Origin of the sequence: Agrobacterium sp. YIC 4121 (assembly GCF_002008205.1) — a bacterium.
Taxonomy (GTDB): domain Bacteria; phylum Pseudomonadota; class Alphaproteobacteria; order Rhizobiales; family Rhizobiaceae; genus Agrobacterium; species Agrobacterium leguminum.
In genome coordinates, this window is record NZ_MRDI01000027.1 from 38,378 (window position 1) to 61,024 (window position 22,647).

Below are 22,647 nucleotides of genomic sequence, written 5' to 3' on the forward strand. Positions count from 1 at the left end.
GTGGCTCATTCGCCACTTCGGCATAAAAACAAGGTAAACAAATAACTAACAAAACCGTTAAAACACAATCCTCAGCCGATCAAGCTGCTGATATCATTCCATGTTGCAAAAACCATAAGACCCAAAATCATCATCATCCCGATACGGAACGCGACTTCCTGCGCGCCCGCGCCAAGCGGCCTGCCACGAATGGCCTCGATGGCGTAGAACACCAGATGCCCGCCGTCCAGAACCGGCACAGGCATCAGGTTCAAAAGACCGATGGAGACGGAAAGAACGGCGGCAAGCTGGATAACGGCGGAAATGCCGAGCGTCGCCATCTGGCCGGACGCCTGCGCCACACGCACCGGACCGCCAAGCTGATCGGCATTCATGCGCCCCGTCACGAGATTGCCGATATAGTTGAATGTTCCGGTAATGACGTGGCCAGTTTCCCGCACGCCTTCGACCAGCGCCTCGGACGGCGAATATTCGATATGGCGGAAATTGCCGCTGGTCTGGTCGGTGACGATGCCGATAATGCCCATTTCCAGCTTGTTGCCGAACTGGTCGGTGGTTTCGGTGCGGGTCGGGACCATCGGCAGCTTCAGCTCCTCGCCCGCCCTTTCGACCGTCACCGTGATCGGCGTGCCCGGCCGGATGCCGACGTAACGGCGGACATCCTCGAAGGTCATCACTTTTTCGCCATCGATCGCGATGAGCCGGTCGCCGGGCTGCACGCCGGCAGCAGCCGCCGCGCTGTTTTCACGGACTTCCGCCACGACCGGATCGGCGATCATGCGGCCGTAAATGCCGAAGAGCACCGCGAAGATGAGAATGGCAAGAATGAAATTGGCGATCGGGCCTGCGGCAACCGTGGCCGCCCTTTTCCACAGCTTTGCGCCGGAAAGCGTCTGCGCCCTCTCCTCCAGAGACATATGCGACAGGCCGGAACTATCCGGCTTGCTCGCCGCATCCTCATCGCCGAAGAACTTGACGTAACCGCCGAGCGGGATCGCCGAAATCTTCCATCGCGTGCCGCGTTTGTCGGTGAAGCCGATCAGTTCCGGGCCGAAGCCGATGGAGAATGCCGTGGAACGGATGCCGCACCAGCGACCGACCAGATAATGGCCCATTTCATGGACAAAAACGAGCAGCGACAGCACCAGGATGAAAGGCACGATATAGCCGGTCAGAAAGCCGGTCGCCGCCATTACTGTGTTCATGACAATCTGCCCTTTGTGTCGTGACCTTTCGCGCCGCTCAGAAACCCGGCAACAGACCGCCGCCCGATCCGGGCACGTCGCCGGTTGCCGCCGCATGCACGAAAGCAATGAGGAATACCGTAAAGCAGGCGAAAACAAGACCGTCGACACGGTCCATGAAGCCGCCATGGCCCGGAATGAGATGACTGGAATCCTTGACCTGGAAACGCCGCTTCACGAAGGATTCGAAGAGATCGCCGATCTGGCTGAACACCGAGAGGATAAGGGCGAGCCCAAGCACCAGCACGCTGATCCTGCCGTGATAGGCCATGGACACCGCACCGCCGCCGATCACGGCCGCCACCGCCCCGCCGATCGCGCCGGACCAGGTCTTGCCGGGCGAGATCGAAGGCGCAAGCTTCGGCCCGCCAATGGCGCGTCCGACGAAATAGGCGAGAATATCCGTCGACCAGACAACGGCGAAGATAAACAGGATGGACACGAAGCCGGTCAGCTCGTCACCACGGATGGCTGCCAGCGATATGCCGCTCAGGCCCGCATAAAAAATGCCGCCCACCAGCCACCAGTTTCTGCCGCGCAAAATTGGAAACAGCGCCGCCGTCAGCGTGAAGCCGGATAAGAGCGGCAAATCGAGCGAGGATTCGCCGAATATCGTATTGCCGGCGATGACGGCGACCGCGAACCAGCCCCAGGCATTGCCGGTCGAATTGGTTTCAGACAGCCGGGTAATCGTCGACCATTCATAATAGATGAGGATCGCCAGAAGGCCCGCGACGATGCGGAACAGAATGCCGCCATACCAGGTCGCGGCCAGAATGACCGCCGCCATGACGATTGCGGACACGATCCGCAGTCTGAGTTCACGGCTCATCAGGCGCCTGCCACGGCAACCTGCTCGGTGAGTGCACCGAAGCGGCGGTCACGCGTTGCATATTGCTCGATTGCGGAGAAGAATCGCTGGCGGTCGAAGTCCGGCCAATATTCGGGAACGAACAGGAACTCGGAATAAGCGGCCTGCCAGAGCAGGAAGTTCGACAGGCGCTCTTCGCCGCTGGTGCGGATGATGAGATCAGGATCAGGCATACCCGACGTGTCGAGTCTGGCCGAAATCATCTCCGGCGTAATGGATTCGGCATTAAGCCTGCCTTCGGCGACATCGCGCGCAATCGCCGCCGTCGCGCGCGCAATCTCGTCGCGGCTTCCGTAGTTGAAGGCGATCACCAGCGTCAGCTTGGTATTGCCCGCCGTCATCTGCTCCGCCTCTTCGAGGAGAGAACGGATGTCGTGCTTCAGCCCCTGCCGGTCGCCGATGATCCGCACGCGGACATTTTCGCGGTGCAGTTCCGCAAGGTCACGCCGGATGAAGGCTTTCAAAAGCCCCATCAGATCGCTCACCTCGGATTCGGGCCTGCGCCAGTTTTCCGACGAGAAGGCAAAGAGCGTGAGATAGCGTATTCCGCAATCGCCGGCCGCGCGCACGGTCTCGCGCACGGCCTCCACACCGCGGCGATGCCCCATCACGCGCGGAAGACCGCGCTGCTTTGCCCAGCGTCCATTGCCATCCATGATGATGGCGACGTGCTCGGGTATGGAGGAACGTGTCGTCGTCGGCATATCGATCCAGTAACAGGGCAGCGCGGAATTAAAACGAATAAAATACAGGTCTATCGCAAGCGATATCAGACCTGCATGATTTCCTTTTCCTTCTCGGCAAGCAAGCGGTCAATTTCCGAAATCGTGTCATCGGTCATTTTCTGAACCTTTTCCGACTGTCCACGGCTTTCGTCCTGACCGATGTCACCGTCCTTTTCGGCTTTTTTCAGACCATCCATGCCATCGCGGCGAACATGGCGAATCGCCACCTTTGACTTTTCGGCATAATCATGGGCGACCTTGACGAGCGATTTGCGGCGCTCCTCGTTGAGTTCAGGCAGCGGGATACGCAGGTTCTGGCCGTCAACGATGGGGTTGAGGCCGAGATTGGATTCGCGGATCGCACGGTCGACGGCGTTGACCATCGACTTGTCCCAGATGTTGACGCCGAGCATGCGCGGCTCCGGAACAGTGATATTCGCAACCTGGTTCAGCGGTACGCGCGAGCCATAAGCCTCGATGGTGACCGGATCGAGAATATTGGCCGAAGCGCGGCCGGTGCGAAGCGATGCGATATCGCTCTTGAATGCATTGATGGCGCCGTCCATACGGCGCTTGATATCGTTGAGGTCAACACCACTCATCTTGATACTCCATCTTGTCGGCCAAGCCGGCCGTAATCGCCCCTTGAGGCGGCATCGTTTTGATTATTTGTCGTGCACGATGGTCTTGCGGCCGCCGCCGGTCAATATCTGCGCAAAACCGCCCTTCTCGTGGATCGAGAAAACAATGATCGGAATGTGGTTTTCGCGGGCAAGCGCAACGGCGGCGATATCCATGACCGCCAGTCCCTTGCCGAGCACTTCGCTGTGGGTCAATTCGTCGAAACGGGTTGCCGTCGGGTCCTTCTTCGGGTCGGCGGAATAGATGCCGTCCACCTGTGTGCCCTTGAAGATCGCTTCGGCGCCCATTTCCGCAGCGCGCAAGGCTGCGGCAGAATCAGTGGTGAAGAAGGGGTTGCCCGTACCGCCAGCGAAGATCACCACACGCCCCTGCGCGAGATGATGGAGCGCCGCGCGCTGCGAGAAGCTCTCACAGATTTCAGGCATGGCGATTGCGGAGAGAACGACGGTGTCGATGCTGAGCTTTCGCAGCGAGGTCGCGAGCGCCAGCGCGTTGATGACGGTCGCCAGCATACCCATATGGTCGCCGGTAACGCGGTCGCCGCCCTTGGAGGCCACGGCAACGCCGCGGAAAATATTGCCGCCGCCGACGACAACGCCGACTTCGACGCCCATCGCCCTCGCCTCGGCGATATCGGAAGCGATGCGATCAGCCACCGCCACATCGATACCGAAACCCTGATCGCCCATGAGGGCTTCGCCGGAAGCCTTGAGAAGAACGCGTTTGTAGATCGGCTTGGAAGACATCATGACTCCTCGGAAATGTAACCGAAACGCGGATACACGAAGGGCACCGCGTTGTCACGCGATGCCCTCCCGTTTTCCCAAGATTGGGTAAATATAATCAGCCCTTGGCGACGGCTGCGACTTCGGCTGCGAAATCGCTTTCTTCCTTCTCGACGCCATCGCCGAGCAGGAGGCGAACCATGCCCGTTACTTCGATGGAAGCGCCGGCTTCCTTTTCGGCTTCCTTGACGGCAGCGCCGACAGTCAGGTCCGGGTTGATGACGAAAGCCTGCGACAGAAGGGCGACTTCCTCGAAGAACTTGCGCATACGGCCATCAACCATCTTTTCGATGATGGCTTCCGGCTTGCCGGATTCACGGGCCTGTTCGATGAAGACGTTGCGCTCGCGCTCGGCAACGGCGGCGTCGACTTCTTCAGCGCGGATGGCGAGCGGGTTGGTCGCAGCGATGTGCATGGCAACCTGACGGCCGATGGAGTTCAGAACGGCCTTGTCGCCTTCCGACTTCAGGGCAACGAGAACGCCGAGCTTGCCGATGCCGTCGCCGGCAGCGTTGTGGATGTAGGTCGCAACAACGCCGTGCGGAACTTCGAGCGCTGCCGAGCGGCGGAGCGTCATGTTCTCACCGATGGTGGCAATCGCGTCCTTGATGCTGTCGGCAACGGACTTGCCGGTTGCCGGATAGGTGGCAGCGGAAACAGCGTCAACGGTGCCGTTGGTGGTGAGGGCAACCTGGGCGATACCGCGGATGAGGTCCTGGAACGCATCGTTACGGGCAACGAAGTCGGTTTCGGAGTTCAGCTCAACGACGACAGCCTTGTGACCCATGGTGGCAACGCCGACCAGACCTTCGGCAGCCGTGCGGCCGGACTTCTTGTCGGCCTTTGCGATGCCCTTGGCGCGCAGCCAGTCGATCGCCGCTTCCATGTCGCCATTGGTCTCAGCAAGAGCCTTCTTGCAGTCCATCATGCCTGCGCCAGACTTTTCGCGCAGTTCCTTCACCATTGCGGCTGTGATTTCGGTCATTGTGTGCCTCTTATCGGTTCGATCGGTCAGCCGGCGGAATTTGCCGTGCCGAAGTTCTGGGTGATGACTGTACCCGGCCGCACACCCTTTGAAACCGAAGAGGATTTCAGGAAAGGGGCATGCGCATTCCCAAGTGCTGCGGCGTCTCCATGCATCGAGATGATGGGTGCCGCTGAAGTATGACAGCGTTATGAAGACTGCCTTCCGTTTCAACCGCATCGGACGCCAGCGATTTCATAAAAACGTGGCGGAGCGCTTGAAACGAACAAGGCCGTCAACCCATTGAAGGTCTTTGACGGCCTTGTCATATCCTGGTCGAGGAGACGGCGACCGAGATCGCCGCCAGACAGGGCCTATATCAGGCGCCAGCCTCGTCTTCGAGAGCGGGCTCGATCGGAGCTTCTTCCGAAGCGCCGATGTCGCGACCGGAAGCGCCCTGCTGACGGGCAATACCGTCGATGGCAGCGCGGGCGATCAGGTCGCAGTAAAGCGAGATGGCGCGCGACGCATCGTCGTTACCCGGGATCGGGTAGTCGATGTGGTCCGGATCGCAGTTGCTGTCGATGATAGCAACGACCGGAATGCCAAGACGCTTGGCTTCTTCGATCGCGATCTTTTCCTTATTGGTGTCGATGATGAACATCAGGTCCGGAACGCCGCCCATATCGCGGATACCGCCGAGAGCCTTTTCAAGCTTTTCGCGTTCGCGCTCGAGGTTCAGGCGTTCCTTCTTGGAGTAGCCGGAAGCTTCCGAGTTCAGGATCTCGTCGACCTTGCGCAGGCGCTGGATCGAGTTGGAGATGGTCTTCCAGTTGGTCATCATGCCGCCGAGCCAGCGGGAGTTGACGTAGTACTGGGCCGAACGCTTTGCGCTGTCGGCGATGATTTCCGACGCCTGGCGCTTGGTGCCGACGAACAGAACGCGGCCGCCACGAGCGACGGTGTCGGACACGACCTGAAGGGCGCGCGACAGCATCGGAACGGTCTGAGCCAGGTCGATGATGTGGATGTTGTTACGGTCGCCGAAGATGTACGGCTTCATCTTCGGGTTCCAGCGGTGCGTCTGGTGGCCGAAGTGAACACCAGCTTCCAGAAGCTGGCGCATAGAAAAATCGGGCAATGCCATGCCTTGTTACTCCTTTTCCGGTTTAACCCCCACGAAGCGAACAGCACCGATTTTCATCGATACCACCGGGCGGAACGGACCGGATTTCTCCCGGAACATCCCAAGCTTCGCGTGTGGAATGGTGAGCCGCATACAGTCGCCCGCACGAAAATGCAAGCATTTATGCGAAAAAACCGCAGAAACAGCCGCGTTTCAGCGGACAGGCTTGTTTTCGCAGGTTTCGGGCTTGAGAATATCGAGCTTCGCAAGCTTTCCCGTCAGAACGAAATCGCCGTAATCCATCGTCAGATCGCGGGTGATTCCGTTTTCGTAAAGCTTGAACGACATGCGGTAGATCGGCAAAGCGTCCGTGCCGGTCTTGTCGTTGTAATAGGCGATCGTTACCGGCCAGAATGCCGCCTTGGCGAATTCGCCCGCCTTGCCGGCGTCGGCATCGCCATCCTTCGGCATCTGCGACTTGCCGACGAGGGTGGAGGTGATCAGGCTTTCATCGCCATCGTCCGAACCGTCGAATATCCGGGATTCGAAGATGCGCTTTCCCTGTTTCGCATGTTCGATGACCTGAAACATATGCTGTGTCGGGAATTCGCTGGCGACGAGACTGACCTGTCGGGCATCCGGGCGGGTCAGATCGACCTTCACGCCATCGGTGCCGTCGGTCGCGGCGCCCTGCACTTCCTTGTCCAGCTTGTCGTCGGTGTAGGACTTGGTCTCGAAGGTGAATTTCTTGGCCGTGAGATCCTCGAAGGTCGTGGTCTGCTGGTCGGTCATGCGCACGGCATCGCCGGTGTTGATCTGCGTCACGAAGCGGAAATCCGTCTTGTAGCCCTGACAGGCCGAGCCGGTGAATTCATAGACCATGCGGCCCGTCATGCCCTCGATGCCGGATCGATCGGACGCATCCTTGAGTTCGAGATCGTAGACGGCGCGGTGGGCGACGAGATCGGGAACCGTGACCGGCAAGGCATTGGCAGCGTTCGACAGGCCGGTCATAAGCCCTGTTGCGGCAACGAAACCAAGCGTCCTGACAAACATGCAATATCTCCTGTTGGACTCGCCGCTCATATTGTACAAGCAACCGCCCGGCTTTTGGATCAACATCTTCTGAATGCCGGATTCTTGAAGGATTTACAACAAAACCGGAGACGAAAATGTCGGACGTCATCGAAGGCCGCCTCAAGGAACTTGGCTTTACGCTCCCCGTAGCCGCAGCACCAGCCGCAAACTACGTTCCATTCACCATCAGCGGCAATCTGCTTTATGTATCGGGTCAACTGCCGATGGAATCGGGCAAGATTGCGGTGACGGGCCTCGTTGGCCGCGATGTCGACGTGCCAGGCGCCCAGCGCGCGGCCGAACTTTGCGCCGTCAACATTCTCGCACAGGTCAAGGCCGCTTTGAATGGCGATCTCTCGAAAATCCGCCGTGTCGTCAAGCTGAATGGCTTTGTTGCGTCGGTTCCGGAGTTCGTGGAACAGCACCTCGTCATCAACGGTGCTTCCAACCTCATTGCCAATGTTCTCGGTGAGCCCGGCAAACACGCCCGCGCCGCCGTCGGCATGGCCTGCCTGCCCTTCAATGCCGCCGTCGAAATAGACGCCATCGTGGAAATCGACGTATGACGCTGAAACTCTCCTGGCTGACGGCTCAGCCCGTCGCCCATCGCGGTTATCATGATCTCAATAAGGCGGTCTGGGAAAACACGCTTTCCGCCTTTTCCCGCGCCATCGAGGCCGGTTTCGCCATCGAATGCGACGTGCAGCTGGCAGCCGACAGTGTGCCGGTGATTTTTCACGACGACGACATGGCCCGCCTGACCAGCATCAAGGGCGATGTGCGCGAACGCACATCGGCCGAGCTGTCGCTTCTTGCCGTCGGCCAGACCGGGGATCGGGTCCCTACCCTCAAGCAGCTTCTCACGCTCTGCGCCGGCAAGGTGCCGCTGGTCATCGAGCTGAAAGGCCGCGCCGGTGAAGGCGTCGACGACGGTTTTGCCGAGGCGGTGCTGGAAGACCTTGAGGACTACAAGGGCCATGTGGCGCTGATGAGCTTCGACCACCATCTGCTGAAGGATTTGAAGGCGGCCGGCTCGCCCTGGCCGCTGGGCCTGACGGCCGAAGGCGACAAGCCGGAAGACTTCTTCAAACATGACGAAGCGATGCAGCTCGGGCTCGATTTTATCTCCTATCATTGGGGTCATCTGCCCAACAGCTTCATCGAGGCGCAAAGAAAACTTGGCCTTCCGGTGATTACCTGGACGGTCAGGGATGAAAATGCGCGCGAGACTACCTATAAATATGCGGACCAGATGACATTCGAAGGTTTCGACCCGAGAGAGAACCCGTCCGCCACGGCATGACAGAAGACTATTCCATTCGCGTTGCGCAATCCTTCAGGGATATCGATCCGGAAAGCTGGAAACGGCTTTCCGGAACCTCGCGCAATACGTCAGGAAAAATCTACAACCCGTTTATTTCCCATGAATTTTTATCATCCATGGAAGAATCGGGATCGGCGACAGCGAAAACCGGCTGGCTGGGGCACCATCTGCTTCTCGAAAACGCCTCCGGAGCTCTGGTCGGCGCGGTGCCCGCCTATCTGAAGAACCACAGCAAGGGCGAATATGTTTTCGACCACGGCTGGGCGGATGCTTTCGAGCGGGCCGGCGGGCATTATTATCCGAAACTGCAATGCTCGGTCCCTTTCACGCCGGCAACCGGACCACGGTTGCTCGTCTGCGAAAACGAGGACGAGACACGTTTCAAAACGCTCCTGGCCTCCGGTCTCGCGCAGGTGACGGAAAAGATCGGCGTCTCATCGGCACATGTCACATTTCTGGAAGAGAACGATCTCTCCGCCCTTCTGCCGCGCGATTTCCTGCACAGGACCGACCAGCAGTTCCACTTCATCAATGACGGTTATCGCGATCACGATGATTTTCTCGACGCCCTTTCCTCGCGCAAGCGCAAGGGGCTGAAGAAAGAACGCCGCGCCGCACTCGAAAACGGCATCGAGATTGACTGGCTGACGGGAAGCGACCTGACCGAGGATATCTGGGACCAGTTCTTCGCCTTCTATATGGATACCGGCAGCCGCAAATGGGGCCGGCCCTATCTGACGCGGGAATTTTATTCACTGATCGGCGAGCGCATCGCCGATGACGTGCTGCTGGTGATGGCGAAACGCGAGGGACGCTATATTGCCGGTGCGATCAATTTCATCGGCTCGGACGCGCTTTATGGCCGCCACTGGGGCTGTATCGAGGATCACCCCTTTCTGCATTTCGAGGTCTGTTACCATCAGGCGATCGATTTCGCGCTTTCCAGGGGATTGAAACGGGTGGAAGCCGGCGCCCAGGGCGAACACAAGCTGGCGCGCGGTTACATGCCCGTCACCACCCATTCGGCGCATTTCATCGTCCACCCAGGCCTGCGCCGCGCCATTGCCGATTATCTTCAGCGCGAGCGCGAGGAAGTCGAGCATATCGGCGATTATCTTGATGAACACACGCCCTTCCGCAAGGGCGAGAGACAGGAACCGGACGTATAGTCCGCCATGAGGAGAGAACACGATGACGGCCAGCGCCTATGACGACGACAATATCTTCGCAAAAATCCTGCGCGGCGAAATTCCGAGCCACAAGCTTTACGAGGACGAGCACACGCTAGCCTTCATGGATGTGATGCCGCAGGCCCCCGGCCATCTGCTGGTCGTTCCGAAAACCGGTTCACGCAACCTGCTCGATGCCGACCCTGAAGTGCTGGCGAAAACCATTCCCGTGGTGCAGAAACTGGCAGTGGCGGCCAAGGAAGCCTTCGATGCCGATGGCGTCTTCATCGCCCAGTTCAACGAACCGGCGGCTGGCCAGACCGTTTTTCACCTGCATTTCCACGTCATTCCGCGCAAGGAAGGCGAGCCGCTGAAGCCGCATTCCGGCGTGATGGCCGATGGCGAGGTATTGAAGGCCCACGCGGAGAAGATAAAGGCCGCGCTTGCTTCGTGATGGCTGCCTGGCATGCGACGTCATCCTCGGCCTTGTGCCGAGGATCCAAACACGTATCTAAAATCAATCGGTTGCAGATGCTCGGGACAGGCCCGAGCATGACGGAGGAGAGGTTTCGGACTGATCATTCCGGAGAACGGTAAGCATTACTCTCCGGCCATGGCCAGCCCTCAAGCACCTGCATATCGGGCCGGAATATTTCCACCTTCAGCGGATAACAGGCCGCCGTATCGCTCGAATGCGTGGCGCTGCAATCACCGCCCGGGCAGGCGGAAAGCGCGCCGATAAGATCGATCTCGGCAAAAAGCTCCAGATAATCACCCGGCCGCACCGGGCTTGCCTTCATGAAATATTGGTGTGTGTCGCGGGTGAAACCCGTGCACATGAAGACATTCAGCACGTCATGCACATGCGGCTCCGCCTGCCGGAATGACAGACCCTTGGCGGAGGCCAGCGCATTGGTCAGATTGGAATGGCAGCACTGGTGGTAGTCGCCGCCGCTCAGGAGCTTATTGGTATAGGGATCGCAGCGTGTGCCGATAACGTCATGCACACCGCCGCCGTCTTCGTCGAAGCCATACCATGATAGCGTATCACGCGTGATCGTCGCCATCGGCCGCAGGGACGGCAGGTTGCTCCACAGCCGGTTGCCGACCGAAACATGGGTGGCGTGCAGGGCGCGGGTCTTGCCGCTGAAAAACCGCTCGGTCAGATCATGGGCGTTCCAGAGGTTCAGGTCTCCGACCTGCGGACCTTCAACGCTGACGATGCGAAAGAAATGCCCCTTCGGCACATGAAAGCTGCGGCCGTCACGCGGCGGCACTATGACCTCATCGATCTTTTCCATGCTTCGTTTGGCTTCTTCCAGACGCGCGAGGTCTGGCATCTCAAGCGTCCCGTTCGGATAAACGACAACAGGGCGGACGGCGCGGCGTTCAGCGGCGTCGACGGGTTCGGTGGCGGGCATGGGGGTCATGAAATCCTCTGGCAATCAAAATCTCGAGGCGAAATTGCGCCATGCCTGCTCGCCTGACAAGACGGGTTTTTCTTGCGCTCAGGCCAAGCCTTACTTACCCTTGAGGCATCATGAAATTACCGCCGCTCACCACTCTCCGGGCATTCGAAGCCGCAGCCAGAAGAATGAGTTTTTCTCTGGCTGCGCAGGAACTCGGCATGACGGCAACTGCTGTCAGCCAGCACGTGCGCAATCTGGAGGCTTGGCTCGGTGTGGCGCTGTTCGAGCGGCACGCACGGGGTGTGAGGCTTACGCCGGCCGGAAAGGAATTCGGCACGACGGTTTCGACCTCCTTACGCCAGATTGCCTCTGGCGCCGCCCGGATCCGTCAGGGAAATGACCGCATGACCGTCCGCCTTGCCAGTTTGCCTTCGGTCGTGGCGCATTTTCTGACGCCTCGCCTGCCACGCTTTCGGGCGCTTTACCCCGATATACAGGTATCCATCAGCTATTCTGGCACGCATCACAGAATACCGGCCGATCTCACCATAGGACATGGCATCGCCTCCGGGGAAAACGCGGTCGCGCTTTTCAGCGCAGAGACACGGCCGACATGCGCGCCGGGCTATATCGCTAAATTCGGTCCTTTCGACAATGTTGACAGCCTGTTACGAGCGGAATTGCTGCACGACGACACCGAGGCGGCGTGGCAGAACTGGTTCGCAGCCGGGGGAATATCCCTGCCCGATAACGCCGGCCCGGTTTTCGCGGATTTCAACCTGCTCGTGACCGCTCTCAAAGCCGGTCAAGGCATCGGCCTCTGCCCGACGGCGCTGCTTCACGACGAGATTGCCGAAGGTCAACTGACCGTGCTCTTCGACCGGGCGGCCGATACGGAGAAATATTACTGGCTGATGGAAGCCCAAGAGATGACCGCATCGGCTAGACTTCTTGCGGATTGGCTTGCTGTGGAAGCCCAAGAGAGCGGTCTCTGAGGTGGAATAAACCAGTCTCAGAAACCGAGCGCGAACAAACCACCCGCCAGAAGCAGGATCGGCACAGCCACGCCGACGATGACCCGCTGGCCTGCCATCAGAAAAGCGATGAAACCGAGTGTGGCAGCGCCGATGCGCAGCCACAGGGGCGATGCTTCCAGCGTTCCGGTTGGAAAGACGATCAGCTTGGCGGTGACGGCCATGACGAGTGCGGTGGCGACCGCCCTTACCCAGTGCAGCGCTTCGGAATCCTCCTTCAGGCGGTTACCGGCGAGAACGCCGAGCCAGCGCCAGAGATCGGTCGCCAGCCAGCCGGCAATCGCGATGAAGAGATAAGGCGCCCACCAATGTTCGGTGATCATGGTTCGCTCTCCGGTGAGACGGGTTTTATCCGACGGCGGAACACGAGGCGGTCGATCAGATAGGCCGCCGTGCCCCCGCCGATCCCGGCATAGAGAATATCGAATTCCGGTGCGATGACCGCGAAGGCCGGTCCGGCGATAACACCGATGACGAAGGCGACCTTGACGACGGAATGACGGGCCGAGGCCCAGATCGATGCCACAAAATAGACCGGCGTGAGAAAAAACAGCACGCCGGCGACAAGCGGCGGAAAGGCGGCGACAACGCCGTAACACAGGCCGACGATGATGGCATTGACCACGGTGAGCGTCATGCCGAAACCGGCGAACCAGGCGGCGCGTGCTTCGCGCGGCACCTTGGAAAGATTTTGCGTGGCAAAAACCCAGGCCGTGATTGCGACGAAGTGGGAGAGAAACAGCAAGATCCATGTCGGCGTCTTCGCGCCGCGCATTTCTGGCACGATGGAGGCGACCATCGGCATCATCCGGACCGAGGACAGCGTCACCGCCAGAAAGCAGGCGGCAAGATTGGCGCCGCCGACCATGGAGCCGATCAGGATCATCTTGGCCGGCAGGGCCCAGATCATCAGCGTCATGAACACGGCTTCACCGCGCGCGACACCGGATTCCAGCGCGAAGGCGCTGAAACCAACGAAAGATGTCATCAGAATGAGCGAGGGCAGCGAAAATATGCCCCGCATTCCCCGGAAAAACCAGCCGCTCAGGGGGATGGTATCGCTGTCGGCAGTCTGCATTGCTGACCCACTTGTGCATGTCACCCGAAACTGTGCCGTAGCTTCGGGGTAACGTCATGCATAAACAAAAAATGAAACGCGCCGGAGGTATCAGGGAAAACGCGACGCGCTTCATACATGAAAATGCCGGGCTTTCGCCCGGCATCGGTTTATCGGTCGAAGACCTTGGTCATTTCTTCTTCGGCACTTTCGGCACCGCATTGGTCTTGCGCCGTGGCTTGCTGTCCTCGTCCGACTTATCGGCCTCGGCAACAAGGACATCCGCCTCTTCATTGGCCTTCGCCGCCTTGGAAGCGGGTTTCGTCTTGGCCTTTGCCTTGCCGGGCGATTTGGCCGCCTTCAGTTCGGCCTCCGGCTGCGGCTTCACGGGTGCCGTCTCCGGCAGGACCTCGAGTATGAGACCATCGGAGCCGTCATCCTTCTTGCCGACGGTGACGCTGACGACGCCGCCCTTCTTGAGCTTGCCAAAGAGGATTTCGTTGGCGAGCGGCTTCTTGATGTTTTCCTGGATCACGCGCGACAGAGGACGGGCGCCCATCTTCTCGTCGTAACCCTTCTCCGCCAGCCAGGAGATCGCATCTTCATGCAGATCGAAGGTGACGTTGCGCTCGGACAGCTGGGTTTCCAGCTGCATGACGAACTTCTGCACGACCTTGTGGATAACGGCGGTCGGCAGCGGCGAGAACGGAATGATCGCGTCCAGACGGTTGCGGAACTCCGGCGTGAACAGGCGGTTGATTGCCTCTTCATCTTCACCCGTACGGCGCGAAGAACCGAAACCGATGGCGGATTTCGCCATTTCGGATGCACCCGCATTCGTCGTCATGATGAGGATGACGTTGCGGAAGTCGATCTTCTTGCCGTTATGGTCGGTCAGCGAGCCGTGGTCCATCACCTGCAACAGGATGTTGTAGATATCCGGATGCGCCTTTTCGATTTCGTCCAGCAGCACCACGGAATGCGGATGCTGGTCGACACCGTCAGTCAAAAGACCGCCCTGATCGAAGCCGACATAACCGGGAGGTGCGCCGAGCAGGCGCGACACGGTATGACGCTCCATATATTCCGACATGTCGAAGCGTAGCATCTCGACGCCGAGCGAGGCGGCAAGCTGCTTGGCCACTTCCGTCTTACCGACGCCCGTCGGGCCGGAGAAGACATAGGAGCCAATCGGCTTGTTCGGTTCACGCAGGCCCGCACGCGCCAGCTTGATGGCCGTGGCAAGCGCCTCGATGGCGATATCCTGACCGTAAACGACGGAACGCAGTTCCTTTTCAAGGTTGGCGAGAACCATCTCGTCATCCTTGGAGACCGTCTTCGGGGGAATGCGGGCCATCGTCGCGATGGTGGCCTCGATTTCCCGCTCGGTGATCAGCTTGCGGCGCTTGGAGGCCGGCAGCAGCATCTGCGCCGCACCGGTCTCGTCGATCACGTCGATCGCCTTGTCCGGCAGCTTGCGGTCGGAAATGTAGCGAGCCGACAGCTCGACAGCAGCCTTGATCGCCTCGTTGGAATATCTGAGGTGGTGGTAGTCCTCGAAATAGGGCTTCAGCCCCTTCATGATCGCGATGGCGTCATCGATGGACGGCTCGTTGACGTCGATCTTCTGGAAACGGCGCACAAGCGCGCGATCCTTTTCGAAGAATTGCCGATATTCCTTATAGGTGGTCGAGCCGATGCAGCGGATCGCACCCGAAGACAAGGCAGGCTTCAAGAGGTTCGATGCATCCATCGCGCCACCCGAGGTCGCGCCCGCACCGATGACGGTGTGGATTTCATCGATGAACAGAACCGCGCCCGGATATTCTTCGAGTTCCTTGACGACCTGCTTCAAACGCTCTTCGAAATCACCGCGATAGCGGGTCCCGGCGAGCAGCGTACCCATGTCGAGCGAGAAGATGGTGTCATTGGCGAGCGCCTCCGGCACCTTGCCTTCGATGATACGCTTGGCGAGACCTTCGGCAATCGCCGTCTTGCCCACGCCCGGATCGCCCACATAAAGCGGGTTGTTCTTGGAGCGGCGGCAGAGGATCTGGATGGTGCGGTTGACCTCGTCGTGGCGGCCGATCAGCGGATCGATCTTGCCGTTTTTCGCCTTTTCATTGAGGTTGATGCAGTAAGCCTTCAGCGCATCCTGCTGCTTCTTGGCGGACGATCCGTCTTCCTCGGGATTGCTGCGGCTCGCCTTGTTTTCGCTTTCCGGTTCATCGGCACCGCGCGGCGTGCGCGTCTGCGACGTGCCGGGGCGCTTACCGATGCCGTGGGAGATGTAGTTGACCGCGTCGTAACGGGTCATCTCCTGCTCCTGCAGGAAATAGGCGGCGTGGCTTTCGCGCTCGGCGAAAATGGCCACAAGCACGTTCGCGCCGGTCACTTCCTCGCGGCCGGACGATTGAACATGGATGACGGCCCGCTGGATAACCCGCTGGAAGCCGGATGTGGGTTTGGAATCCTCGTCATAACCCGTGACGAGGTTCGTCAGTTCATTGTCGACGTAATCGCTGACAGTCTTGCGAAGCGCATCGAGATCGACATTGCAGGCGCCCATGACGGCTGCGGCATCCGCGTCGTCGATCAGCGCCAGAAGGAGATGTTCCAGCGTCGCATATTCGTGGTGACGCTCATTTGCAAAGGTCAGTGCCTGGTGCAGCGCCTTCTCGAGACTTGGGGAAAAAGTTGGCACGTTGCGATCCTCATTTCTTTTCCATGACGCATTGCAGCGGATGCTGGTGCTGTCGGGCGAAATCCATGACCTGGCTTACTTTCGTCTCTGCGACCTCATATGTAAACACCCCGCATTCGCCCACGCCGTGCTGGTGCACGTGCAGCATGATGCGGGTTGCCGCTTCGCGATCCTTCTGGAAAAAACGCTCCAGAATGTGGATGACGAATTCCATGGGAGTGTAGTCGTCATTCAGTAAAAGAACACGGTACAAATTCGGTCTTTTTGTTTTTGGCTTGACGCGGGTGATAACAGACGTTCCGCGGTTGGTGCCGCCGCCGTCTTCCCCTTCGCCCTCGCCCTGCATGTAGATCGGCCTAGCGATCATCTTTCATCATTCTCCAAACCGTTCTCAAACCGACAGTTCTTTGCCAGGAGGGAGAACTTCGCCTCTTCATATCTAGGTCGTTAAGACGCGATTTTAAGCCCCTTGCGAAACGGTGCAATCACTATTGCGTTTGCGAAGAGGCAAACCTCGGGAAAAGTGCGGATATGGAGGCAGCCAGGGCGCAGGAAGACACGGACCAGCAGTAGCGGCGCATTTTTCAGGCCGGATGCAATGGATGCGACAGGTCGCGGCGCAGTCCGAATCCGGTTCGCCGCCGCCCGACTTATTCCTTGTCGTCGAGCATTTCGCGAACGGCGATGGCGAGCTGCTTGAGCGAGAAGGGTTTGGGCAGAAAACCGAACTTGGCGTCCGCCGGCAGGTTCTTTGCGAAAGCATCCTCGGCATAACCCGAAACGAAGATGAATTTCAGGTCCGGATAGGACTTTCGCAGTTCCCTCAGCAGCGACGGACCGTCCATTTCCGGCATCACGACGTCGGAAACGACGATGTCGACCTTGCCTTCCAGCTCCTCCATCACCTCCAGGGCTTCGGTGCCGGAGCCGGCCTCATGCACGGTGTAGCCGCGGGTTTCCAGCATGCGCTTGCCGCCGCGCCGCACCGCTTCCTCGTCCTCCACCAGAAGCACGACAGCGGATTTGCCGGTGAGATCCAGCGGCTCTTCCTTCACCGGTTCGGCTGCGATGACCGGAGCAAGCGCCGCCTCGCCGGGCTGCCCGTTGCTCTGAACGGCCTCCACCACATGGCGCGGCAGGTAGATACGGAAGGCGGTTCCCTTGCCCACTTCCGATTCAGGATAGATATAACCGCCCGACTGTTTGACGATGCCATAGACCATCGACAGGCCAAGGCCGGTGCCCTTGCCGACTTCCTTGGTGGTGAAGAAGGGCTCGAAAATCTTGTCCATGATCTCGGGCGGAATACCCGTGCCATTATCGGCAACTTCCACCATCACCATGTCCTCGGCCGGGAATTCCGGACGGCCAAGCGCTGCGATTTCCTTCGCGTCGACGTTGCGCGTCCTGATGGTGATCTTACCGCCGTCGGGCATGGCGTCGCGTGCATTGACGCAGAGATTGATGAGCACCTGCTCGAATTGCGACAGATCCGTCTTTACCGGCCACAGATCGCGGCCGTAATCGACCTCCAGCTTGACATTGGTGCCGGAAATAAGCCTGTCCACCAGCATGCGCAGATCGCCGATCACATCCGTCAGGTTGAGGATGGCAGGACGCATGGTCTGCTTGCGCGAGAACGCCAGAAGCTGGCGCACCAGCACGGCCGCGCGGTTGGCGTTGCGCTTGATCTCCATGAGGTCGGCGAAGCTCGGATCGGCAGGCCGCGCCTGTAGCAGCAGGTGGTCCGACGACAGCAGGATGGCGGTAAGAACGTTATTGAAATCGTGGGCGATGCCGCCTGCGAGCGTACCAACGGCATTCATCTTCTGCGTCTGCGCCATCTGGGTCTCGAGCGCCTTCTGCTCGGTCACCTCTATGGCATAGACGATAGCCACCTCTTCCGGCGCCTCGTCGTCCTGATCGATCACGGCGTTGACATAGAAGCGGAAATGCCGGCCCTCATCGCTCGGATGGCGGGAATCGAAGGGCGCGATATCGCCCTGACGGTCCTTGGCTTCGGCCAGCGCCTGTTCCAGTCGCGGCTTCTCATTGTCATGAAGCACGGTCTCAAGCGCGACGCCGCGATCGATATCGTCGCGTCCGACAACGCCGGAGAACAATTTCAGGAAGGGCGCGTTGATGCGCAGGATGCGGCCTTCGCCGTCGAGCGAGGCAATCGCCATCGGCGTGTTGTTGAAAAAGCGGGTGAAACGCATGGCGGAGGAGGATTCCGTATCCTCCTGCCCCTTTGGGCGCATCAGGACGATGGTGCGGCTCTCGCCGGGCGCGCCATCCTTCGAGGTGACCTGATGCACGAGGCGGGCCGGCATGCTCTGGCCGTTCACCCGTCGCATGTCGAGATCGAGGATTTCAGTGCGCTTCGCCGTGCCCTGCGGATGCACCGATTCGATCAGCGCCATGCCCTCGCCGGCGACGATATCGGAAACGGTCATAGAACCGGGTGAGAACTGCGCCAGATCGATGCCGAGCCATTCCGACAGGGTGGCGTTCAGATAAACGATCTCGCCCTTGCGCCCGGCGGAAAAGAAACCGGCCGGGGCGTGATCGAGGTAATCGATGGCATTCTGCAATTCGCGGAAGAAGCGCTCCTGATCCTCGCGCTCCGGCGTGATGTCGGCGATCTGGAAGACGTGCAGCCCCTCGCCGCCCGCATCCTTCAGCACCCGGCCCTTCAGCCTGTACCAGTGCGGGCCTGCATTGGAATCCTCACCCAGCGGCTTCAGCAGCCGGAACTCTTCGTAACCGTCGCGGCCTTCGCGCAGCACGTTGATGAGCCGGTAAAGCGCTTCGGTTGATTCCCGACTGCGCGACAGAAGCGTTTCGAGGCTCTGGATATCGCTCGCCTTGGTGGTGCCGCTCATCCGGCAATAGGTGGCATTGGCATAGACCATATGCCCCTTGGCGTCGGTGATCAGCGTGCCTTCAGGGTGAGCAGAGAGAAACCGGCGGGCAAGCCCGTCGGATTGCGACTGCGGCATGACCTCGATGAAACCGATGATCGATGAGACCAGAAAGAAGATGCCCATCATGGCCAGCACGCCGAGAATGCCGAGCACGATTTCGTTTTCGAGCGAATCCTTGAAATAGACGAAGGCGGCAGCGGCGGCGATCAGAACCAGCGCCAGAAGCAGAATGCGCAAGACCGTGCCGGAACGGGCGCGCCTGTCCACCAGCGGAAGGTCGTTGTCGCTTGTCTCGCGCACCCGTGTCATCTTGGCCTCGCAGTCGTGCAGGTCGTCATTCGGTCAGCCCCATCTCCCTGACGGAATCGGGCAGTAAAATTTCTTGTAGCAACTCGCTTGACCGGCAAAAAGCTCCGCCAGGACACAAAGGCTTAAAAACGCACAGCGAAAACGGCCTGAAAGGTGTATAAATGCCTTAAAAGACTACGGCCTTGTACAGGTCAGCTCCTTCACCTGACATTGAATGCGCGGCGCGGAACAGACGATCTTGCCGTCAGCGACAGTGCAAACCGAGCATCCGTCCGTGAAGTCGACGCAGGAAGGATTGTCGCGCACGAACTCCGCCATGGTCGCGGCGTTGTCCAACACCTTGTCTTCGGCCCAGGCCATCGAATACGGAAACGCGAAAAACGGTGGCAACAGCAAAACAACACGCATCAAATGCCGTGCGGGGGAGCCGTTAATGCGCAATGACTGGAACATTCCGGAACGCTCCTTCGGCAAAAGAATTGCAACTTTCACTGTCTTTCAGCATTGAAGGACGAGATATGGCGCTTTGGTGGCGTCGTTACGGTTGAGGCGGCAATCCTGTGGGGCGAAATGAATAAACCTTGTATCGCGCCCAAAAAAATCGTCTTTTCCTGCTTGACGTTCACTTTATAAGAACCACGGCAATATTAATTGCCCAAGAAACGAAAAAGCCAAAAAATCTGAAGGGATGATCTCCATGATGGAAGATTTTATCGGCGCTTATGGAAACCGTCTCATCGTCGCGGTTGTCGGTGTGGGTGTGGCCCTGCTTGTTCTGGCGATTGCGCTGTGGCTTCTGCGCAGGCGCAGCGGTTCTGCCCCTTTCATCCGGGGCGGGCGCAACCGGCAGCCGCGACTGCAGGTTCTCGATGCAACGGCCGTGGACGCACGCCGCCGTCTGGTGCTGGTGCGCCGTGACAATGTCGAGCATCTCGTCATGATCGGCGGCCCAACGGATATCGTCATCGAAAGCGGTATAGGCGCGATCCCCATTGTCAGGGACGTGCAGGAGCCGGAATTGAAGGCGCTGCCGCGCCAGGAAAGCGAGCAGAAGAGAGCCGAGTCCGCGATCCAGCAGGAGCGTCGCTCCGCCCTGCCGCAACAGCAGCCCGTTGCAGCTGCGGCTCCCGTTTCCGTGCCTGAAGAACCCGTCAAGCAAGCACAGCGGCCGGAGCCGCCGGCACCTGTGGCGTCCCCGCGTCCAGCACCCATTGCGGCGGCCGCCGCTCAGGTTCCGCCACGCCCATCGACCCCGCCGCAACCCGTACCCACGCCTTCTACGGCGCGCGAAACCGCGCCGCCGGCAAGACAGGCGGCACCCGAGCGGGAGATAGCGCGCCCCACGCCACCGCCAATACCGGTTGCAGCGGCTCCGGTCGCTGCGGTCTTGCCCCTGGCGGCGGCATCGCTCGATATGGCTGCGGCCCGAACGGAACCCAGGCGTGCCGAGCCCGTCGTGCCCGCTCCGGCTCCGGCACCGGTCGCACCGCCGATCCCTGCACAGGCGCCGTTAGAGGCAAAGGCGGAAGAACGGACTGCGGAATTCGCTCCGCCGGTCTTTGCCGCGCGCGAGCCGGTGATCGACCAATCCATCGCCGCCGATTTTCTCGACGCCGCACGGGAGCGCGTTCTTCCCGACCTGAAGCCGGGACAGACAACGCCGCCCGCACCTTTCCCGCCCAAGCCTGAAAATCCGGCTGTGGCTTCGAACGACGCCGAGCCGAAATTTTCCGACGAGCTCGCCAGTGATTTCGAAAGCTTCCTTGAGGCGGAGATCGCCAAGAGCAAGGAGGCGGATAACGAACCGTCCATCGCCCCTGTCGCGGAAAAGCAGATCAAGCCGCAGCCAGCTTCCCCGCCTGTCACCGGCGCTTCACCGGATGGAGACATGCAGAAGGAAATGGCGCGTATTTTCGGAGAGCTTTCCGTGACCCGCGACCGCTGACGCGCGCGGGTCTTCCGACAAGAAATTAGAAATAGAATAAGGGCACGGAAACGATTTCCGTGCCCTTATTATTTGTCATGTGATTTGCCGACCTCTCGGCCGCAGCGCCTTATTCGTCGCGATAGACTTTTTCGCGACGCTCGTGGCGTTCCTGCGCCTCGATGGAAAGCGTTGCAATCGGGCGGGCGTCCAGACGCTTGAGGCCGATAGGCTCGCCCGTTTCCTCACAGTAACCGTAAGTACCGTCTTCGATCCGCTGAAGAGCCGCATCGATCTTGGAAATCAGCTTGCGCTGACGGTCGCGGGCGCGAAGTTCGATCGCCCGGTCCGTTTCGGAAGAAGCCCGATCGGCGAGATCGGGGTGGTTGGCGCTTTCTTCGGCGAGATGTCCGAGGGTCTCGCGCGCTTCTCTCAGGATGTCATTTTTCCAGGCGACCAGCTTCGCGCGGAAGTAAGCCCGCTGGCTGGCATTCATGAACTCATCGTCTTCCGAGAGCACATATTTGCTAAGATCGATCTTCTCACTCAACGCGATTCTCCTCGAAGAACATCTCAATGCGGCGGTGTATACTCCAATGATAGTGGCCGATTCAAGTCTGCAGATCAGTTTTCAGGCATTTTTAAAACTGACACAAAAATCATCTAAATGACTAATTTTTATCCTTTATTCGTATTGAAACGAACTCTTCTTCAATCACTTCAACGCGACTTACCAACAGGAAAGAGGACTTGCGGTCCTGCAACCCTATCCTGTAGCATTCAACCCGTGCCCTGACATTCGAACGCCGGTCCCCGCCCTTGACAGCATCTTCCCCGAGCCGAGTTTATCTTCTGCGCCACGCCAAGGCTGCCTGGGCGGCGCCGGGAGAACGGGATTTCGACCGGGGATTGAACGAAGCGGGTTTTGCCGAGGCGGAGGTCATCGCCGACCTTGCCGCCGACCGGCATTACCGCCCCGATCTGCTTCTGTCATCCACGGCTGCGCGTTGCCGGCAGACCACGCAGGCCTGGCAGCGGGCGTTCAACGAAGGCATAGACATCTTCTACGTCGATGAAATGTATAATGCGCGCAGCGAAACCTACCTCTCCCTCATCGCCGCGCAGGCGCAGGCGCAATCGGTGATGCTGGTGGGCCACAACCCCACCATGGAGGCGACGCTGGAAGCGATGATCGGCGAAGATTTGCTGCATGCCGCCCTGCCCTCGGGTTTTCCGACATCGGGCCTTGCGGTTCTCGACCATGATGACAGCGCCGCAAACGGTAAAAACAGCTGGCGGCTGGTCGATTTTCTCGCGCCGGGCAAATAATCGCTGCGGCCCTTCCTACGAATTTTG

General features: G+C 59.4%; 23 protein-coding genes. 7 read left to right on the plus strand and 16 right to left on the minus strand.

All coding sequences use genetic code 11. The features are described from left to right. Positions 1 to 71 precede the first annotated feature (71 nt). The 8 genes from rseP to BTE54_RS21825 all read right to left on the minus strand — a co-directional run bounded on the left by rseP (position 72) and on the right by BTE54_RS21825 (position 7,371). A complete protein-coding gene (gene rseP / locus BTE54_RS21790) occupies positions 72 to 1,193 on the minus strand; it encodes an RIP metalloprotease RseP (RefSeq protein WP_003521404.1) in 1,122 nt (373 codons plus the stop codon). A gap of 49 nt (positions 1,194 to 1,242) precedes the next feature. Next, the gene (locus BTE54_RS21795; RefSeq protein WP_003521405.1) at positions 1,243 to 2,076 is read right to left on the minus strand and encodes a phosphatidate cytidylyltransferase; all 834 of its coding nucleotides are present in this window, start codon (positions 2,074 to 2,076) and stop codon (positions 1,243 to 1,245) included. Beyond that, the gene (locus BTE54_RS21800) at positions 2,076 to 2,819 is read right to left on the minus strand and encodes an isoprenyl transferase (RefSeq protein ID WP_065653927.1); all 744 of its coding nucleotides are present in this window, start codon (positions 2,817 to 2,819) and stop codon (positions 2,076 to 2,078) included. The genes BTE54_RS21795 and BTE54_RS21800 overlap by 1 nt, the downstream gene beginning before the upstream one ends. Positions 2,820 to 2,884: 65 nt before the next feature. Beyond that, on the minus strand, positions 2,885 to 3,442 hold the full coding sequence (gene frr / locus BTE54_RS21805) for a ribosome recycling factor (protein WP_003521407.1): 558 nt from the start codon (positions 3,440 to 3,442) through the stop codon (positions 2,885 to 2,887). 63 nt (positions 3,443 to 3,505) lie between these two features. Next, on the minus strand, positions 3,506 to 4,228 hold the full coding sequence (gene pyrH / locus BTE54_RS21810; RefSeq protein WP_003502561.1) for a UMP kinase: 723 nt from the start codon (positions 4,226 to 4,228) through the stop codon (positions 3,506 to 3,508). A 97-nt stretch (positions 4,229 to 4,325) separates the two neighbouring features. Further along, the gene (tsf, locus tag BTE54_RS21815; RefSeq protein WP_003521408.1) at positions 4,326 to 5,252 is read right to left on the minus strand and encodes a translation elongation factor Ts; all 927 of its coding nucleotides are present in this window, start codon (positions 5,250 to 5,252) and stop codon (positions 4,326 to 4,328) included. A gap of 358 nt (positions 5,253 to 5,610) precedes the next feature. Continuing rightward, positions 5,611 to 6,378, minus strand: coding sequence for a 30S ribosomal protein S2 (gene rpsB, locus BTE54_RS21820; RefSeq protein ID WP_003496241.1), 768 nt, complete (start codon positions 6,376 to 6,378; stop codon positions 5,611 to 5,613). A gap of 192 nt (positions 6,379 to 6,570) precedes the next feature. Continuing rightward, positions 6,571 to 7,371 (minus strand): cell envelope integrity EipB family protein, encoded by an 801-nt coding sequence (locus BTE54_RS21825; RefSeq protein WP_236000800.1) that lies wholly within the window; start codon positions 7,369 to 7,371, stop codon positions 6,571 to 6,573. Between the two features lie 158 nt (positions 7,372 to 7,529). Here BTE54_RS21825 and BTE54_RS21830 point away from each other — a divergent pair, with 158 nt between their 5' ends. From BTE54_RS21830 to BTE54_RS21845, 4 genes are read left to right on the plus strand one after another with little or no spacing between them, the layout of a single operon-like run. Continuing rightward, positions 7,530 to 8,000: a RidA family protein gene (locus BTE54_RS21830; protein WP_065653929.1), complete on the plus strand. Its 471-nt coding sequence runs from the start codon at positions 7,530 to 7,532 to the stop codon at positions 7,998 to 8,000. After that, positions 7,997 to 8,737 (plus strand): glycerophosphodiester phosphodiesterase, encoded by a 741-nt coding sequence (locus tag BTE54_RS21835; protein WP_174039108.1) that lies wholly within the window; start codon positions 7,997 to 7,999, stop codon positions 8,735 to 8,737. The genes BTE54_RS21830 and BTE54_RS21835 overlap by 4 nt, the downstream gene beginning before the upstream one ends. After that, positions 8,734 to 9,927 (plus strand): GNAT family N-acetyltransferase, encoded by a 1,194-nt coding sequence (locus tag BTE54_RS21840; protein WP_078053975.1) that lies wholly within the window; start codon positions 8,734 to 8,736, stop codon positions 9,925 to 9,927. Before BTE54_RS21835 ends, BTE54_RS21840 begins: the two co-directional genes overlap by 4 nt. 22 nt (positions 9,928 to 9,949) lie before the next feature. Beyond that, positions 9,950 to 10,381, plus strand: a complete 432-nt coding sequence (locus tag BTE54_RS21845; RefSeq protein WP_078053976.1) for an HIT family protein — start codon at positions 9,950 to 9,952, stop codon at positions 10,379 to 10,381. A gap of 124 nt (positions 10,382 to 10,505) precedes the next feature. Here the strand turns inward: BTE54_RS21845 and BTE54_RS21850 are convergent, their stop codons facing one another. Beyond that, positions 10,506 to 11,357 (minus strand): urea carboxylase-associated family protein, encoded by an 852-nt coding sequence (locus BTE54_RS21850; protein WP_078053977.1) that lies wholly within the window; start codon positions 11,355 to 11,357, stop codon positions 10,506 to 10,508. Positions 11,358 to 11,467: 110 nt separating this feature from the next. On the opposite strand from BTE54_RS21850, the gene BTE54_RS21855 reads away from it, so the two are divergent. Beyond that, complete coding sequence (locus BTE54_RS21855; RefSeq protein ID WP_078053978.1) at positions 11,468 to 12,331, plus strand: LysR substrate-binding domain-containing protein; 864 nt, start codon at positions 11,468 to 11,470, stop codon at positions 12,329 to 12,331. Between the two features lie 17 nt (positions 12,332 to 12,348). On the opposite strand, the gene BTE54_RS21860 is transcribed toward BTE54_RS21855, so the two are convergent. The 6 genes from BTE54_RS21860 to BTE54_RS21885 form a co-directional block, all read right to left on the minus strand. Next, a complete protein-coding gene (locus tag BTE54_RS21860; protein WP_198939204.1) occupies positions 12,349 to 12,693 on the minus strand; it encodes an AzlD domain-containing protein in 345 nt (114 codons plus the stop codon). After that, entirely contained in the window at positions 12,690 to 13,448 is a 759-nt protein-coding gene (locus BTE54_RS21865) for an AzlC family ABC transporter permease (RefSeq protein WP_065653935.1), read from the minus strand. Before BTE54_RS21865 ends, BTE54_RS21860 begins: the two co-directional genes overlap by 4 nt. Positions 13,449 to 13,617: 169 nt before the next feature. After that, positions 13,618 to 16,131, minus strand: a complete 2,514-nt coding sequence (clpA, locus tag BTE54_RS21870) for an ATP-dependent Clp protease ATP-binding subunit ClpA (protein WP_078053979.1) — start codon at positions 16,129 to 16,131, stop codon at positions 13,618 to 13,620. Positions 16,132 to 16,141: 10 nt separating this feature from the next. After that, the gene (gene clpS / locus BTE54_RS21875; RefSeq protein ID WP_003521420.1) at positions 16,142 to 16,498 is read right to left on the minus strand and encodes an ATP-dependent Clp protease adapter ClpS; all 357 of its coding nucleotides are present in this window, start codon (positions 16,496 to 16,498) and stop codon (positions 16,142 to 16,144) included. Positions 16,499 to 16,781: 283 nt separating this feature from the next. Beyond that, complete coding sequence (locus BTE54_RS21880; protein WP_078053980.1) at positions 16,782 to 19,367, minus strand: PAS domain-containing sensor histidine kinase; 2,586 nt, start codon at positions 19,365 to 19,367, stop codon at positions 16,782 to 16,784. Positions 19,368 to 19,541: 174 nt separating this feature from the next. After that, complete coding sequence (locus BTE54_RS21885; protein WP_078053981.1) at positions 19,542 to 19,820, minus strand: hypothetical protein; 279 nt, start codon at positions 19,818 to 19,820, stop codon at positions 19,542 to 19,544. A 235-nt stretch (positions 19,821 to 20,055) separates the two neighbouring features. On the opposite strand from BTE54_RS21885, the gene BTE54_RS21890 reads away from it, so the two are divergent. Then, a complete protein-coding gene (locus BTE54_RS21890) occupies positions 20,056 to 21,312 on the plus strand; it encodes a flagellar biosynthetic protein FliO (RefSeq protein WP_198939205.1) in 1,257 nt (418 codons plus the stop codon). A gap of 109 nt (positions 21,313 to 21,421) precedes the next feature. Here BTE54_RS21890 and dksA read toward each other — a convergent pair whose 3' ends face one another. Continuing rightward, positions 21,422 to 21,841 carry an RNA polymerase-binding protein DksA gene (gene dksA / locus BTE54_RS21895; protein WP_003496274.1) on the minus strand — a complete coding sequence of 140 codons (420 nt, stop codon included), beginning with the start codon at positions 21,839 to 21,841 and terminating at the stop codon, positions 21,422 to 21,424. 302 nt (positions 21,842 to 22,143) lie between these two features. Here dksA and BTE54_RS21900 point away from each other — a divergent pair, with 302 nt between their 5' ends. After that, positions 22,144 to 22,620: a histidine phosphatase family protein gene (locus tag BTE54_RS21900; RefSeq protein WP_059753198.1), complete on the plus strand. Its 477-nt coding sequence runs from the start codon at positions 22,144 to 22,146 to the stop codon at positions 22,618 to 22,620. The last annotated feature ends 27 nt before the right edge of the window (positions 22,621 to 22,647 follow it).

What these genes read in the sequence shown, in the direction of transcription:
- rseP (WP_003521404.1), bottom strand. Translation starts at nt 1,193, where the DNA reads ATGGCGGCGACCGGCTTTCTGACCGGCTATATCGTGCCTTTCATCCTG.
- BTE54_RS21795 (WP_003521405.1), bottom strand. Translation starts at nt 2,076, where the DNA reads ATGAGCCGTGAACTCAGACTGCGGATCGTGTCCGCAATCGTCATGGCG.
- BTE54_RS21800 (WP_065653927.1), bottom strand. Translation starts at nt 2,819, where the DNA reads ATGCCGACGACGACACGTTCCTCCATACCCGAGCACGTCGCCATCATC.
- frr (WP_003521407.1), bottom strand. Translation starts at nt 3,442, where the DNA reads ATGAGTGGTGTTGACCTCAACGATATCAAGCGCCGTATGGACGGCGCC.
- pyrH (WP_003502561.1), bottom strand. Translation starts at nt 4,228, where the DNA reads ATGTCTTCCAAGCCGATCTACAAACGCGTTCTTCTCAAGGCTTCCGGC.
- tsf (WP_003521408.1), bottom strand. Translation starts at nt 5,252, where the DNA reads ATGACCGAAATCACAGCCGCAATGGTGAAGGAACTGCGCGAAAAGTCT.
- rpsB (WP_003496241.1), bottom strand. Translation starts at nt 6,378, where the DNA reads ATGGCATTGCCCGATTTTTCTATGCGCCAGCTTCTGGAAGCTGGTGTT.
- BTE54_RS21825 (WP_236000800.1), bottom strand. Translation starts at nt 7,371, where the DNA reads ATGACCGGCCTGTCGAACGCTGCCAATGCCTTGCCGGTCACGGTTCCC.
- BTE54_RS21830 (WP_065653929.1), top strand. Translation starts at nt 7,530, where the DNA reads ATGTCGGACGTCATCGAAGGCCGCCTCAAGGAACTTGGCTTTACGCTC.
- BTE54_RS21835 (WP_174039108.1), top strand. Translation starts at nt 7,997, where the DNA reads ATGACGCTGAAACTCTCCTGGCTGACGGCTCAGCCCGTCGCCCATCGC.
- BTE54_RS21840 (WP_078053975.1), top strand. Translation starts at nt 8,734, where the DNA reads ATGACAGAAGACTATTCCATTCGCGTTGCGCAATCCTTCAGGGATATC.
- BTE54_RS21845 (WP_078053976.1), top strand. Translation starts at nt 9,950, where the DNA reads ATGACGGCCAGCGCCTATGACGACGACAATATCTTCGCAAAAATCCTG.
- BTE54_RS21850 (WP_078053977.1), bottom strand. Translation starts at nt 11,357, where the DNA reads ATGACCCCCATGCCCGCCACCGAACCCGTCGACGCCGCTGAACGCCGC.
- BTE54_RS21855 (WP_078053978.1), top strand. Translation starts at nt 11,468, where the DNA reads ATGAAATTACCGCCGCTCACCACTCTCCGGGCATTCGAAGCCGCAGCC.
- BTE54_RS21860 (WP_198939204.1), bottom strand. Translation starts at nt 12,693, where the DNA reads ATGATCACCGAACATTGGTGGGCGCCTTATCTCTTCATCGCGATTGCC.
- BTE54_RS21865 (WP_065653935.1), bottom strand. Translation starts at nt 13,448, where the DNA reads ATGCAGACTGCCGACAGCGATACCATCCCCCTGAGCGGCTGGTTTTTC.
- clpS (WP_003521420.1), bottom strand. Translation starts at nt 16,498, where the DNA reads ATGATCGCTAGGCCGATCTACATGCAGGGCGAGGGCGAAGGGGAAGAC.
- BTE54_RS21880 (WP_078053980.1), bottom strand. Translation starts at nt 19,367, where the DNA reads ATGACACGGGTGCGCGAGACAAGCGACAACGACCTTCCGCTGGTGGAC.
- BTE54_RS21885 (WP_078053981.1), bottom strand. Translation starts at nt 19,820, where the DNA reads ATGTTCCAGTCATTGCGCATTAACGGCTCCCCCGCACGGCATTTGATG.
- BTE54_RS21890 (WP_198939205.1), top strand. Translation starts at nt 20,056, where the DNA reads ATGATCTCCATGATGGAAGATTTTATCGGCGCTTATGGAAACCGTCTC.